13 protein-coding genes are annotated in these 13,814 nt (G+C 67.8%); 12 read left to right on the top strand and 1 reads right to left on the bottom strand.

Translation table 11 applies throughout. From position 1 onward, the window contains the following. Window positions 1–67: 67 nt before the first annotated feature. Window positions 68–3,565: a glycosyltransferase gene (locus RZV17_RS09840; RefSeq protein ID WP_355608974.1), complete on the top strand. Its 3,498-nt coding sequence runs from the start codon at window positions 68–70 to the stop codon at window positions 3,563–3,565. A 762-nt stretch (window positions 3,566–4,327) separates the two neighbouring features. Here the strand turns inward: RZV17_RS09840 and RZV17_RS09835 are convergent. Beyond that, on the bottom strand, window positions 4,328–4,507 hold the full coding sequence (locus RZV17_RS09835) for a hypothetical protein (RefSeq protein ID WP_355608971.1): 180 nt from the start codon (window positions 4,505–4,507) through the stop codon (window positions 4,328–4,330). Between RZV17_RS09835 and fliE the strand changes: the two genes are divergently transcribed. The 11 genes from fliE to fliO all read left to right on the top strand — a co-directional run bounded on the left by fliE (window position 4,506) and on the right by fliO (window position 13,814). Beyond that, window positions 4,506–4,877 carry a flagellar hook-basal body complex protein FliE gene (gene fliE / locus RZV17_RS09830; RefSeq protein WP_010373676.1) on the top strand — a complete coding sequence of 124 codons (372 nt, stop codon included), beginning with the start codon at window positions 4,506–4,508 and terminating at the stop codon, window positions 4,875–4,877. The genes RZV17_RS09835 and fliE overlap by 2 nt on opposite strands. Before the next feature lie 13 nt (window positions 4,878–4,890). Further along, window positions 4,891–6,615: a flagellar basal-body MS-ring/collar protein FliF gene (gene fliF, locus RZV17_RS09825; protein WP_355608968.1), complete on the top strand. Its 1,725-nt coding sequence runs from the start codon at window positions 4,891–4,893 to the stop codon at window positions 6,613–6,615. Window positions 6,616–6,625: 10 nt separating this feature from the next. After that, a complete protein-coding gene (gene fliG / locus RZV17_RS09820) occupies window positions 6,626–7,615 on the top strand; it encodes a flagellar motor switch protein FliG (protein WP_355608965.1) in 990 nt (329 codons plus the stop codon). Beyond that, the gene (locus tag RZV17_RS09815; RefSeq protein ID WP_039407761.1) at window positions 7,612–8,232 is read left to right on the top strand and encodes a FliH/SctL family protein; all 621 of its coding nucleotides are present in this window, start codon (window positions 7,612–7,614) and stop codon (window positions 8,230–8,232) included. Before fliG ends, RZV17_RS09815 begins: the two co-directional genes overlap by 4 nt. Continuing rightward, a complete protein-coding gene (locus RZV17_RS09810; RefSeq protein ID WP_355608962.1) occupies window positions 8,229–9,605 on the top strand; it encodes a FliI/YscN family ATPase in 1,377 nt (458 codons plus the stop codon). Before RZV17_RS09815 ends, RZV17_RS09810 begins: the two co-directional genes overlap by 4 nt. 3 nt (window positions 9,606–9,608) lie before the next feature. Next, window positions 9,609–10,064 carry a flagellar export protein FliJ gene (fliJ, locus tag RZV17_RS09805; protein WP_039407767.1) on the top strand — a complete coding sequence of 152 codons (456 nt, stop codon included), beginning with the start codon at window positions 9,609–9,611 and terminating at the stop codon, window positions 10,062–10,064. Then, entirely contained in the window at window positions 10,061–11,344 is a 1,284-nt protein-coding gene (locus RZV17_RS09800; RefSeq protein WP_355608958.1) for a flagellar hook-length control protein FliK, read from the top strand. Before fliJ ends, RZV17_RS09800 begins: the two co-directional genes overlap by 4 nt. Window positions 11,345–11,509: 165 nt before the next feature. After that, a complete protein-coding gene (locus RZV17_RS09795; protein WP_179455335.1) occupies window positions 11,510–12,052 on the top strand; it encodes a flagellar basal body-associated protein FliL in 543 nt (180 codons plus the stop codon). A 9-nt stretch (window positions 12,053–12,061) separates the two neighbouring features. After that, window positions 12,062–13,075: a flagellar motor switch protein FliM gene (gene fliM / locus RZV17_RS09790; RefSeq protein WP_039565009.1), complete on the top strand. Its 1,014-nt coding sequence runs from the start codon at window positions 12,062–12,064 to the stop codon at window positions 13,073–13,075. Beyond that, window positions 13,072–13,410, top strand: a complete 339-nt coding sequence (fliN, locus tag RZV17_RS09785; protein ID WP_355608955.1) for a flagellar motor switch protein FliN — start codon at window positions 13,072–13,074, stop codon at window positions 13,408–13,410. The genes fliM and fliN overlap by 4 nt, the downstream gene beginning before the upstream one ends. Further along, window positions 13,407–13,814, top strand: a complete 408-nt coding sequence (gene fliO / locus RZV17_RS09780) for a flagellar biosynthetic protein FliO (RefSeq protein WP_355586547.1) — start codon at window positions 13,407–13,409, stop codon at window positions 13,812–13,814. Before fliN ends, fliO begins: the two co-directional genes overlap by 4 nt.

Here is a 13,814-nt window from a genome sequence, read left to right as displayed (position 1 = left end):
TGCTCATTGGCCCATGATGCACCACTCAGACGATCGCTCCGCCACCTGTGCACTTGTCAGCATCGTGATGCCCGCCTACAAGCTGCGCTATCTGGATGAAGCGCTTAGGAGCGGAGCTCTGCAGTCCCACCCCAGACTTGAGCTGATCGTCTGCGACGACAGTGTCGATGCGCTGATCGAGCAATGCGTCGCGCGGCATGCGCTGGAATGCCCTTTCCCGATCCGCTATTTCCGCAATCCAGTTCGACTTGGCGAACTCGGCAGCAAGCTGAAAGGGATTAGCCTTGCACAGGGCACTTACATTAAGTTCCTACACGACGACGACGTGCTGCAACCAGACTGCATTTCGCAACTGGTCGCGGCGATGGAACGCAACCCCGGCACCATGCTGGCGTCCTCGCGCCGGCTGCGGATCGATGACGACGGCGCGCCGTTGCCGGACATCCTGGCCACCAGCTTTCCGTTCGACGAAGACGTGCTGATCGATGGGCCGGAGCTGGTGTCGTTCCTAGCCGACCACGCCATCAACTTCATCGGCGAGCCCAGCTGCGTGCTGTGCCGACGCGCCGACCTGGTGGCGTTGGGCGACACGCTGATGATGTTGAACGGCAAGCCGATCCACTGGGTCGGCGATCTGGCGATCTACGTGAAGCTGCTGCGCCACGGCAACCTGGCGTTTCTGGCCAGCCCGCTCACGCACTTCCGCGTGTCCAGCGCGCAGTTCAGCCAGACCGGCCGCGACCAACCCGGCGTCGGCGACCAGGGGCACGAGGATCTGCGTCAGGGCATCCGTCAGCTCGGGTGGCGACGCGAGACTGGCGATAACCGGCAGGTGCGGGTCGCACCGCTCAGCCCGCACAAGGCGCGGGTGTTCAAGCCGGTGGATCTGGTCAATGCATTGATGCAAAGCGCCGGGATGGCCGAGCGGGTGTCGCCTGCGACGTGGCTGGGCGTGCGCCATCCCAGCGATGTGCAGCGCGGGTTGATCGATGCCCGCCTGCAGGCGCATGCCGGCGGGCCGCGCATCGCGGTACTGCTGATCGACCGCCAAGGCGATGCCGCAGCGGTCGCGGCAACCCGGGCCAGTCTGGATGCGGTGGCCTGCTATCGGCAGCATCACACCTGGGTCATCAGCAGCGCACCGCAGCAAGTTGCCGGGCTTGGCGAGCGCGGCGTGCTGATCGACGAGCACGGCTTGCCGGCAGCGCTCAATCGCGTCATCGCCGCGCAGGACGCGATCGATTGGGTGCTGCTGGTCGACGCCGGCAGCCTGTTCACTGCCAGCGGCCTGCTGATGCTGGCGCTGGAGATGCTCGCCTTGCCCGACGAGTGCCAGGCGATCTACGCTGACGAGGTCGTGGCTCTGGATCACGGCCAGCTTGGGCTGGCGCTGCGGCCGGCGCTGTATCTGGATGTGTTGCTGAGCGCGCCGTCGACGATGTCGCGGCATTGGTTGTTCCGGCACGGCACGCTGTTGGCCGATGGCGGCTTCCCCACGGGACCAGGTGCGGCATTTGAACTGGATTACCAACTCGGCTTGATCGAGCGCTACGGGCTGGGCTGCATTCGTCATATCGCCGAGCCCTTGCTGGTTGCATCGGCCGCGCTGCCGCATGACGACGAAGACGAACAGCGGGCCATTGCCCGTCACCTCGCCGCGCGCGGGTATATGGACGGGCGCGTGCACAGCGCCGGTCCCGGCCGGCATGCAGTGGACTACCGGCACGCGCAGCAGCCCTTGGTGAGCATTCTGGCGCTGATCGACGGCCGCCTGCCACAGGCGCAGCGTTGCCTGGAAAGCATTCTTGCCAATACCAGCTACCCGCATTACGAGGTGTTGCTGCTGGACCGCCCCAGCAGCCAACCAGAGCTGCGCGACTGGCTTGCCGGCATCGAGGCGCTGGGCATGCAGCAGATCCGCGTGCTGCGCTTTGCCGGCGAACCAGCGCGCGAGGCGGTCTGCAATGCGGCCGCCGAACACGCGCGTGGGGCCGTGCTGCTATGGCTGTCTGCCGGTGCCGCAGTGATGAAAGCCGATTGGCTCGATCAGTTGCTCAACCATGCGCTGCGGCCAGAGGTTGGCGCAGTCGCCGGCAAGCTGCTGCGAGGCGATGGCACCGTGCATCACGCCGGGCTGCTGCTGGGCCTGGGGGCACCGGCGGCGCGCGCGTTCGAAGGTGCGGCATTCGACGAATCGGGCTATCTGCAGCGCCTGCAACTGGACCAGAACTACAGCGCACTCAGTGGCGAGTGCCTGATGCTGCCGCGTCAGTTATTTATCGACGCGGGCGGTTTTGCGCAGGAGCCTGCGTTGGCGCAGTGGAGCGATGTCGATCTATGCCTGCGACTGCAGCAGGCCGGCTACCTCAATGTCTATGCCGCGCGCGCGCAGCTGTTGATCGACCCACCCGACGCACTACCCGCCACCGCCATCGAGGAAGAGGCGATGTACGCGCGCTGGCTCCCGGTGATGGCCAACGACCCGGCCTACAACCCCGGGTTTTCGCTGGACCCGGGCGCGGGCTTCGCGCTGGCCGATCCGCGCGCCAGCTGGCGGCCGTTGCAATCGTGGCGGCCGCTGCCGCGCGTATTGGCGCTGCCGGCCGATATCGAGGGCTGCGGGCATTACCGGGTGATCCAGCCGCTGCGCGCCCTGCGCGAGGCCGGGCTGGCCGAGGGTGTGCTGTTCAATGGCTACCTGGAGATCGCCGAATTGGCGCGTCAGTATCCTGACGTGGTGATCCTGCAGCGCCAGGTCGGCGAGGCTCGGCTGGAAGCGATGCGGCGGATGAAGGCGCTGTCGCGCGCCTTCAAGGTCTACGAGCTGGACGATTACCTGCCCAATCTGCCGCTGAAGAACGCGCACCGCGCGCAGATGCCCAAGGACATCCTGAAGACGGTGCGGCGGGGGTTGGGCATGGTGGACCGCTTCGTGGTCTCCACCCCTGCCCTGGCCGAGGCGTTTGCCGGCCTGCACAGCGATATTCGCGTGGCAGAAAACCGCCTGCCGCCCCATTGGTGGGAGTCGCTGCCGGAGCGGCCGGTGCGCCACGGCGGCAAGCCGCGCGTCGGCTGGGCTGGCGGCGCCAGCCACACCGGCGATCTGGAGCTAATTGCCGACGTCGTGAAAGAGCTCGCCGGCGAGGTGGAATGGGTGTTCATGGGGATGTACCCGTTCGCGCTGCGCCAGCACATCCACCAGTTTCAGCCGGGTGTGCAGATCGATCACTACCCCGCCGCATTGGCGGCGCTGGACCTGGATCTGGCGCTGGCGCCGGTGGAGCAGAACCTGTTCAACGAATGCAAGAGCAATCTGCGCCTGCTGGAGTACGGCGCCTGCGGTTATCCGGTGATCGCCAGCGACGTGCGCTGCTACCAGGGCAGCCTGCCGGTGACGCTGGTGAAGAACCGCTACCGCGACTGGATCGGCGCCATCCGCGAGCATCTGGCCGATCCGGCTGCGACGCGCGCCAAGGGAGCCGCCCTGCGTGAGGTAGTGCGGCGCGACTGGATGCTGAGCGGCAGCAATCTGGACACCTGGCGAGCCGCGTGGTTGCCGGACTAGCGCCCGAGCGTGCTGCTTGGGTGTTTTTCCGTTTGCAGTCGCCCTCATCCGGCGCTGCGCGCCACCTTCTCCCGCTGGCGGGAGAAGGAAAGCCGGGCTGCGTGTGATCTGTTGGTTGCGCTGCGACTGGTCGCCTACCGGTTCCCTTCTCCCGCTTGCGGGGGAAGGTTCCTGAAGGGCGGATGGGGGAATGTGTCTACACCCCGGCGCCGCGCATCGCCCCGTTTGAGCCGCGTCGCCATTGATGGTGTTGCCCTCATCCGGCGCTGCGCGCCACCTTCTCCCGCTGGCGGGAGAAGGACAGCCGGGCTGCGTGTGATCTGTTGGTTGCACTGCAACTGACTATCCATCACTCCCCTTCTCCCGCTTGCGGGGGAAGGTGCCCGAAGGGCGGATGGGGGCATGTGTTTACACCCCAGCGCCGTGCATCGCCCCGTTTGAGCCGCGTTGCCATTGATGGTGCTGCCCTCATCCGGCGCTGCGCGCCACTTTCTCCCGCACGCGGGAGAAGGAAAGCGGGCTGCGTGTGATCTGTTGGTTGCGCTGCGACTGGTCGCCTACCGGTTCCCTTCTCCCGCTTGCGGGGGAAGGTGCCCGAAGGGCGGATGGGGGCATGTGTTCACTCCAGCGCCGCGCATCGCCCCGTTTGAGCCGCTTCGCCATTGATGGTGTTGCCCTCATCTGGCGCTGCGCGCCACCTTCTCCCGCTTCGGGAGAAGGACAGCCGGGCTGCGCGTGATCTGTTGGTTGCACTGCAACTGACTATCCATCACTCCCCTTCTCCCGCTTGCGGGGGAAGGTGCCCGAAGGGCGGATGGGGGCAATCACGCTGCGCCCCGAACGCCCCAGCCGCGACAGGAACATACCCGCGCCGGAATCCCGGCGCGATTTCGGCACGCCGCTTGCATTGGTGTGGATGCCTTCCTGGCTGACCGCACCCATGAGCGACTCCGTTACCTCGATCCTTTCGCAGATCCGCAGCTACCAGACGCAGATGGGCCAAGGCCCCATGGGCGCGGTGGGCGATGCGGCGCGTGGCAATCAGATCCAGGGGCTGGCCGGCGCACAGGGAACGCCGGCCACCCAGGCACCGAGCTTCAGCGAGACCTTGCGCGGCGCCATCGGCGGCGTCAACGAGGCGCAGCAGAAGGCCGGCGCGCTGTCCAAAGCATTCGAAATGGGCGACCCCAGTGCCGATCTGGCACGGGTCATGGTCGCCTCCCAGCAGTCCCAGGTGGCCTTCCGCGCCACCGTGGAAGTCCGCAACCGTCTCGTCCAGGCTTACCAGGACGTCATGAACATGCCGCTGTAAAGGTTGACGACACATGGCTCTCGCGATCAGCAAAGAAAACATGAACCAGAACGCCGAGAAGGCGGGGCAATGGTTCGACCGTGTCCGCAGCCTGCAGATCACCCGCAAGCTGACCATGATGGCGATGATCGCCCTGGCGGTCGCGGCCGGTCTGGCGGTCTTCTTCTGGTCGCAGAAGCCGGGCTACCAGGCGCTGTACACCGGCCTGGATGAGAAGGGCAACGCGGAAGCTGCCGACCTGCTGCGCACCGCGCAGATCCCGTTCAAGATCGACCAGGGCACCGGCGCGATCTCGGTGCCGCAGGATCGCCTGTACGACGCGCGCCTGAAGCTGGCCGGCTCCGGCCTGACCGGCAAGGAAACCGGCGGCGGCTTCGAGCTGATGGAAAAGGACCCGGGCTTTGGCGTCAGCCAGTTCGTGGAAAACGCCCGTTACCAGCATGCGCTGGAAACCGAACTCTCGCGCACCATCGGCACCCTGCGCCCGGTGCGCGAGGCGCGTGTGCATCTGGCCATTCCCAAGCCCAGCGCCTTCACCCGCCAGCGCGATGTGGCCAGCGCCTCGGTGGTGCTGGAACTGCGCGGCGGCCAGGGCCTGGAGCGCAATCAGGTCGATGCCATCGTCAATCTGGTGGCCTCCAGCATTCCGGACATGACCCCCGAGCGCGTCACCGTGGTCGATCAGAGCGGGCGCATGCTCTCCATCGCCGACCCGAACAGCGACGCTGCCCAGCACGCCGCCCAGTTCGAACAGGTGCGCCGCCAGGAAAGCTCCTATAACCAGCGCATCCGCGAGCTGCTCGAGCCGATGACCGGCCCGGGCCGGGTCAACCCGGAAGTCAGCGTGGATATGGACTTCTCGGTGGTGGAAGAAGCCCGCGAACTCTATAACGGCGAGCCGGCCAAGCTGCGCAGCGAGCAGGTCAGCGACACCAGCACCAGCGCCACCGGCCCGCAGGGCCCTCCGGGCGCCACCAGCAACAGCCCGGGCCAGCCGCCGGCACCGGCCGTCGCAGGCGCCCCCGGGGCTCCAGCGGCCGCCAACAGCCAGGCCGCCGCACCCGCCGCGCCGACCGAAAGTTCCAAGAGCGCCACCCGCAACTACGAATTGGACCGAACCTTGCAACACACCCGCCAGCCGGCCGGCCGCATCAAGCGGGTGTCGGTGGCGGTGCTGCTGGACAACGTGCCGCGCCCCGGTGCCAAGGGCAAGATGGTGGAGCAGCCGCTTACCGCCGCCGAGCTCACCCGCATCGAAGGCCTGGTCAAGCAGGCGGTGGGCTTCGACGCGGCACGTGGCGACACGGTGTCGGTCATGAATGCCCCGTTCGTGCGCGAAGCGGTGGCGGGCGAGGAAGGCCCGAAGTGGTGGGAAGACCCGCGCGTGCAGAACGGTCTGCGCCTGCTGGTCGGTGCGGTGGTGGTGCTGGCGCTGCTGTTCGGTGTGGTGCGCCCCACCCTGCGTCAGCTCACTGGCGTGACCGCGGTCAAGGACAAGCAGGCCAAGGCTGGCAAGGATGGCACTCCACAGAGCGCCGACGTGCGGATGGTCGACGAAGACGACGACCTGATGCCCCGCCTGGAAGAAGACACCGCGCAGATCGGTCAGGACAAGAAGACCCCGATCGCTCTGCCAGACGCCTACGAAGAGCGCATGCGCGTGGCTCGCGAGGCAGTCAAAGCCGATTCAAAACGTGTCGCACAAGTCGTGAAGGGATGGGTCGCCAGTGAAGCCTGAAACACAACCGATGACCGGAGTGCAGCGCGCCGCAGTGCTGTTGCTGTCGCTGGGTGAGAGCGATGCGGCCGAGGTGCTCAAGCACATGGACCCCAAGGAGGTGCAGAAGATCGGCATCGCCATGGCCACCATGACCGGCATCTCGCGCGATCAGGTCGAAAAGGTGATGGACGACTTCAACGGCGAACTGGCGGGCAAGACCTCGCTTGGCGTGGGCGCGGACGACTACATCCGCAACGTGCTGATCCAGGCGCTGGGCGCCGACAAGGCCGGTGGCCTGATCGACCGCATCCTGCTGGGCCGCAACACCACCGGCCTGGACACCCTGAAGTGGATGGACCCGCGCGCGGTCGCCGACCTGGTGCGCAATGAACACCCGCAGATCATCGCCATCGTCATGGCGCATCTGGACAGTGACCAGGCCGCCGAAGCGCTGAAGCTGCTGCCCGAGCGTACCCGCGCCGACGTGCTGCTGCGCATCGCCACCCTGGACGGCATTCCGCCGAACGCGCTGAGCGAGCTCAACGACATCATGGAGCGCCAGTTTGCCGGCAACCAGAACCTGAAGTCGTCCAACGTGGGCGGCATCAAGGTGGCGGCTAACATCCTCAATTTCCTGGACACCGGCTCCGACCAGGGCGTGCTGGGCGAGATCGGCAAGATCGATGCCGACCTGGCCGGCAAGATCCAGGACCTGATGTTCGTGTTCGACAACCTGGTGGACCTGGACGACCGCGGCCTGCAGACGCTGCTGCGCGAAGTCTCCGGCGAGCGCCTGGGCCTGGCCCTGCGCGGCGCCGACACCAAGGTGCGCGAAAAGATCACCCGCAACATGTCCCAGCGCGCGGCCGAAATCCTGCTTGAGGACATGGAAGCGCGCGGCCCGGTGCGCCTGGCCGACGTGGAAGCGGCGCAGAAGGAAATCCTCACCATCGTCCGCCGCCTGGCTGACGAAGGCGCCATCAGCCTGGGCGGCGCCGGTGCGGAGGCCATGGTATGAACGACGTGGTCACCCGCTGGCTGGCCCCCGACCTGCACATGGCCCCGGCCCTGCCGGAGCCGGAGTACGACGAACCGGCCATGCTCGAGCCGGTGCTGCGCCCGCCGACCCTGGAAGAGATCCAGGCCATCGAAGACGCCGCCCAGCAGGAAGGTTTCGCCCGCGGACATGCCGAGGGCTTTGCCCAGGGCCAGTCCGAGGTGCGCCGTCTCACCGCGCAGATCGACGGCATCCTGGACAACTTCACCCGCCCGCTGGCGCGGCTGGAAAACGAGGTGGTCGGCGCGCTTGGCGAGCTGGCCGTGCGCATCGCCGGCCAGTTGGTCGGGCGCGCCTACCAGGTGGAACCGCAGTTGTTGGCCGACCTGGTCGGTGAGGCGGTCGATGCGGTGGGCGGTGCCGGCCGCGAGGTCGAGGTGCGCCTGCACCCGGACGACATCACCGCGCTGCTACCGCATCTGGCGCCCAGCAGCACCACCCGCGTGGCCCCGGATATGAGCCTGAGCCGCGGCGACCTGCGCGTGCACGCCGAAAGCGTGCGCGTCGATGGCACCCTGGATGCGCGCCTGCGGGCCGCGCTGGAGACAGTCATGCGCAAATCCGGAGCGGGCCTGTGAGCGCCCTGTTCGGCGCCACCCCGGCCGATTGGCTGGATGCACGCAATCTGCGCCTGGCCACGCGCCTGGGCACGCTCGGCCTGGAACCCACCGCCGGCCGCACCCTGATCCGCGAAGGCATCCTGCGCCGCGCGGTCGGCCTGACCCTGGAAGCGACCGGCTGCGAAGCGCCAATGGGCGCCACCTGCAAGGTCGAGGTCGATGGCGGCTGGGTCGACGCCGAAGTGGTCGGTTTTGCCGGCGAACGTACCTACCTGATGCCCAGCGCCGAACTGCACGGCCTGCTGCCGAACGCGCGCGTGGTGCCCTCGCGGCGCCGCGGCGGCGTGGAAGTGGGCGAAGGCCTGCTCGGCCGCGTCATCGACAGCGACGGCACCCCGCTCGACGGCAAGGGCCCGATCCGCGCCGAGGGCAGCGTCGGCATGGCAGGCGTGTCGATCAACCCGCTGGCGCGCGAACCCATCACCACCTCGCTGGACGTCGGCGTGCGCGCCATCAACGCCATGCTGCCGATCGGCCGCGGCCAGCGCGTGGGCCTGTTCGCCGGCTCCGGCGTCGGTAAATCGACGCTGCTGGGCATGATGACCCGCTTCACTTCGGCGGACGTGATCGTGGTCGGGCTGATCGGCGAACGTGGCCGCGAAGTGCGCGATTTCGTCGAAACCACCCTGGGCGAAGAAGGCCTGCGCCGCGCCGTGGTGGTGGCCGCCCCGGCCGACCGCCCGCCGCTGGCACGCCTGCATGGCGCCTACCGCGCCACCGCCATTGCCGAATGGTTCCGCGACCAGGGCTTGAACGTGTTGCTGCTGATGGATTCGCTGACCCGCTTCGCCCAGGCGCAGCGTGAGATCGGCCTGTCGGTGGGCGAGCCGCCGACCACCCGCGGCTACCCGCCGTCGGTGTTCGCCAAATTGCCGGCGCTGGTGGAACGCGCCGGCAACGGCGCGAAGGGCCGCGGCTCGATCACTGCGTTCTACACCGTGCTGACCGAAGGCGACGACCCGCAGGACCCGATCGCCGACGCCGCCCGCGCCATCCTGGACGGCCACATCCTGCTCTCGCGTCGGGTGGCCGACAGCGGCCTGTACCCGGCCATCGACCTGGAATCCTCGGTCAGCCGTGTGGTGCAGGACATCGCCGACGAACCGTGGCGCCTGCGCATCCGCAAGCTCAAGCGGCTGCTCTCCGCCTACACCGCCAACCGCGACCTGATCGCCATTGGCGCCTACCAGCGTGGCAGCGACCCGGCCACCGACGAGGCGCTGGCACGCTGGCCGGAAATCGTCGAATTCCTCGGCCAGGACGTGCACAAGGCCTCGCTGCTGAGCGACAGCCTGTCTGCACTGCAGCAGCTGGTGGAACCAGAGAACTAATCCATGATGCAGTCCAAGCGAATCGATCCCCTGCTGCGGCGGGCCCAGGAACAGGAAGACAAGGTCGCCCGCGACCTGGCCGAGCGCCAGCGCACCCTGGAGACCCATCAGTCGCGCCTGGAAGAACTGCGCCGCTACGCCGAGGAATACGCCAACAGCCACATGGCCGGCACCAGCGCGGTAGCGCTGAGCAACCGCCGCGCCTTTCTGGACCGGCTCGACAGCGCCGTGCTGCAGCAGGCACAGACCGTGCAGAGCAACATCGCCAAGGTCGAATCCGAGCGCACCCGCCTGCTGCTGGCCAGCCGCGAGAAGCAGGTGCTGGAGCAACTGGCGGCCAGCTACCGCGCCCAGGAGAACAAGGTGATCGAACGCCGCGACCAGCGCGAGATGGACGATCTGGGCGCACGTCGCTCGCGCCTGGCGCGGGCCGAAGATACTCACGGAGAATCCGCATGAACCCCCTGTCCGCCTTCGCCGCCGGCCTCGGCGCGCTTGCCGGTAACGGCAAGAAGTCCAGCTACAGCGACCCGTCGTCCGAGCAGGACCCGGCCAAGGACCAGTTTGCGCGCATGCTCCATCCTGCCAATACGCCCGGCCACGCGCAGGCGCCCGAGCGCGTGCCGGCCAAGCCGGCCGCGCCCAAGCCCAAGCAGTCCGACACCCAGCGCGACGACGACACGCGCGACGATGCGGCCGGCGATGCCACCGCACGGCCGCGTGCGCAGGACGGCCAGGCCAAGCCCGCCACCTCCAGCGCCACCAAGGATCCGGCAACCACCGACAGCAGCACGGCCGCCAGCGCCGGCAAGAGCGGCAAGACCGCCAAGGCCGCCGCTGCCAGCGAAGACGCGACCGCCGAAACGGCCACCAGCACCGATGCCGGCTGGCCGCCGCAAGGCCTGGGCGGCTTCGGCATGGGCCTGTTGGCCCAGGCGCTGCCGGGCGGCGACGTCCTGGCTGCGGCAGCCGCAGCGCTGACCGCCAGCATGGCCGGCGCAGCCAGCGCCACGCCCGCAGCGACCGCATTGCCCACCGACGCAGCCGCCCCCGCCGCCACCGCGACGGCCACGACCGCCCTACCCGCCCTGGGCGCGCTGGCGCCGGCCGCCCTTGCCGGCGCCAAGCCCACCTCGACCACGGCAGTGAGCGGCGATGCGCAGACCGCCGCGCTGATGAGCATGGCCGCCAAGGCACTGGAGCCGGTCGCCGACGACAGCGCAGCTCCGGCCGCGCCGGATGCCCCGGCATTCGTCCTGCCGACCACCACCGCGCCGGCACTCAACCGCCTGCAGGAGGCGACACCGATCTTCAGCGCCTCGCCCACCCCCACCCCTGACCTGGGCAGCGACAGCTTCGACGACGCCATGGGCGCGCGCCTGAGCTGGCTGGCCGACCAGAAGATCGGCCACGCCCATATCAAGGTCACCCCGAACGAGATGGGCCCGGTGGAGGTGCGCCTGCATCTGGATGGCGACAAGGTCAACGCCAGCTTTACCGCCGCCAATGCCGACACCCGTCAGGCGCTGGAACAGAGCCTGCCGCGGCTGCGCGACATGCTCGGGCAGAACGGCTTCCAGCTCGGGCAGGCCGATGTAGGGCAGCAACAGCAGAGCCAGACCGGCAACCGCAATGGCGGTGGCCGCGACGGCAATGGCCTCAGCCTGGACGACAGCCCGCCCGTCGGAATTCCGTCGGTGGTGTTGCGCCAGCGTGGATTGCTGGACGCCTACGCCTGAGCCAGCGCGCCGGATCGGCCGGCGCACTGCGCAAACCGGCCGCCCCGGCGCCGCTGCCGCCCGCCCGACACCCCTGCAGCGCAAGGCTTGCGGGGGTTTTCACGTCTGCGCGCACACCGCGCCAGGAAACCGTCGCAGTTTTGGCATGCCGATTGCATCCATCGGGTGAGCATTCCCCTGGAGCACACCGTGGCAGCCGCAAAGAAACCCGAAAAGAGCGAAGACAAGGACGAAAAGAAGAAAGGCGGCAAGAAGCCTCTTCTGCTGATCGCCATTGGCGTGGTCGTGCTGGCCGCGGCCGGCGGCGGCGCCTGGTTCTTTCTGGGCCACAAGGGTGAGGAGAAAGGCGGCAAGCACGACGCACCCAAGGTGGCCGAAGTCCCCAAGCCGGCCCAGTACTTTCCGATGGACCCGGCGATCGTGGTCAACCTGGCCGACCCGGGCGACGGCCCGCAGTACCTGCAGGTCGAAGTGCAGCTGGTCACCCGCGACCCGGAAGAGCTCAAACTCATTACCGAAAACGCGCCCGCCATCCGCGCGCACCTGCTGATGCTGCTGTCCCAGGTCAAGGCCACCGACGTGGCCGACCTGGCCGGCAAGCAGAAGCTGCAGAAATCCGCGCTGGCCGAAGCGCAGAAGGTCATGACCAGCGAAACCGGCAAGAAGTGCGTCGAAGAACTGCTGTTCACCAGTTTCGTTACCCAGTAAGGCTGCCCGATGAGCGTCAGTGACCTGCTTTCCCAGGACGAAATCGATGCCCTGCTGCACGGCGTGGATTCGGGCGCGGTCAACACCGAGCCGGAGCCGTTGCCCGGCGAGGCGCGCCAGTACGACCTGTCCAGCCAGGACCGCATCATCCGCGGTCGCATGCCGACCCTGGAGATGGTCAACGAGCGCTTTGCGCGGTTGTGGCGGATCGGCCTGTTCAACCTGATCCGGCGCTCGGCCGACCTGTCGGTGCGCGGCATCGACCTGGTCAAGTTCAACGAGTACATGCACTCGCTGTATGTGCCGACCAACCTCAACCTGATCCGCTTCAAGCCGCTTCGCGGCACCGGCCTGATCGTGTTCGAACCGACCCTGGTGTTCACCGTGGTGGACAACTTCTTCGGTGGCGACGGCCGCTTCCACACCCGCATCGAAGGCCGCGAATTCACCGCCACCGAGATGCGCGTGATCCAGCTGATGCTCAAGCAGACCTTCGCCGACCTGAAGGAAGCCTGGGCGCCGGTGATGGACGTGGACTTCGAGTACATCAATTCGGAGATCAACCCGCACTTCGCCAACATCGTCACCCCGCGCGAGTACGTGGTGGTATGCCGGTTCCATGTGGAGCTGGAAGGCGGCGGCGGCGAGATCCACATCACCCTGCCGTACTCGATGCTGGAGCCGATCCGCGAACTGCTCGACGCCGGCATCCAGAGCGACCGCAACGACCGCGACGACTCCTGGAACGTGATGCTGCGCGAGCAGCTGGACACCGCCGAAGTGACCCTGTCCAGCGTGCTGGCCAGCAAGCGCATGAGCCTGCGCCAGCTCACCGGCCTGAAGGTCGGCGACATCCTGCCGATCGACCTGCCCGCCCAGGTGCCGCTGTGCGTTGAAGACATCCCCTTGTTCACCGGCGAATTCGGCGTCTCCAACGGCAACAACGCCGTCAAGATCACCGCCGTGCGCCCGCCGGGCGTGCAAGCCCCGCGCGCCGTTCCCTCCCAGGACTCCAACTCATGATCAACTCCGACACCCTCGACGCCGCGCCCGCCACCTTCGACAGCCTGCAGGCCGAGCAAGACCAGAACGCTGCCGACCTCAACCTGGACGTGATCCTGGACGTGCCGGTGACGCTGTCGCTGGAAGTGGGCCGTGCGCGCATCCCGATCCGCAACCTGCTGCAGCTCAACCAGGGCTCGGTGGTGGAACTGGAGCGCGGCGCCGGCGAACCGCTGGACGTCTACGTCAACGGCACCCTGATCGCGCATGGCGAAGTGGTGGTCATCAACGACCGCTTCGGCATCCGCCTGACCGATGTGGTCAGCCCCAGCGAACGGATCCGGAGGCTGCGGTGATCGGCCTGCTGGCCGCCGCGGCGCCGGCCGCGGCAAAGGCCACCCAGGTCGGCGCGCAGGCGCCGTCCTCGCCTGGCCTGTTTGGCGCAGTCTTTGCATTGCTGTTGGTGCTCGCGCTGATCGTCGGCCTGGGCTGGTTGCTCAAGCGCATGCCCGGCAGCGGATTTCGCAGCAGCGAGGGCCTGCGCGTGGTGACCAGCCTGGCAGTGGGTGCCAAGGAGCGCGTGGTGGTGGTGGAAGTGAACGGCCAGCAGCTGTTGCTCGGCGTCACCGCCGGCGGCATCAGCACCCTGCATACCCTGCCCGAACCGCTGCCGCCCACGCCTGCCCCCACCCTGCCCAACCTCAAGCAACTCCCCAATTTCGCCCAGCTGCTCGCTCAGAAGCTGCGCAAGGATCCGTGA

Origin of the sequence: Xanthomonas cannabis (genome assembly GCF_040616535.1) — a bacterium.
Classification (GTDB): Bacteria; Pseudomonadota; Gammaproteobacteria; order Xanthomonadales; family Xanthomonadaceae; genus Xanthomonas; species Xanthomonas cannabis.
This window is presented reverse-complemented; position numbering and strand designations above follow the sequence as displayed.

Excerpts from the sequence above, each read along its gene's own strand:
- RZV17_RS09840 (WP_355608974.1), top strand. The coding sequence starts at position 68 with ATGCCCGCCTACAAGCTGCGCTATCTGGATGAAGCGCTTAGGAGCGGA.
- fliE (WP_010373676.1), top strand. The coding sequence starts at position 4,506 with ATGAGCGACTCCGTTACCTCGATCCTTTCGCAGATCCGCAGCTACCAG.
- RZV17_RS09835 (WP_355608971.1), bottom strand. The coding sequence starts at position 4,507 with ATGGGTGCGGTCAGCCAGGAAGGCATCCACACCAATGCAAGCGGCGTG.
- fliF (WP_355608968.1), top strand. The coding sequence starts at position 4,891 with ATGGCTCTCGCGATCAGCAAAGAAAACATGAACCAGAACGCCGAGAAG.
- fliG (WP_355608965.1), top strand. The coding sequence starts at position 6,626 with ATGACCGGAGTGCAGCGCGCCGCAGTGCTGTTGCTGTCGCTGGGTGAG.
- RZV17_RS09815 (WP_039407761.1), top strand. The coding sequence starts at position 7,612 with ATGAACGACGTGGTCACCCGCTGGCTGGCCCCCGACCTGCACATGGCC.
- fliJ (WP_039407767.1), top strand. The coding sequence starts at position 9,609 with ATGATGCAGTCCAAGCGAATCGATCCCCTGCTGCGGCGGGCCCAGGAA.
- RZV17_RS09800 (WP_355608958.1), top strand. The coding sequence starts at position 10,061 with ATGAACCCCCTGTCCGCCTTCGCCGCCGGCCTCGGCGCGCTTGCCGGT.
- fliM (WP_039565009.1), top strand. The coding sequence starts at position 12,062 with ATGAGCGTCAGTGACCTGCTTTCCCAGGACGAAATCGATGCCCTGCTG.
- fliN (WP_355608955.1), top strand. The coding sequence starts at position 13,072 with ATGATCAACTCCGACACCCTCGACGCCGCGCCCGCCACCTTCGACAGC.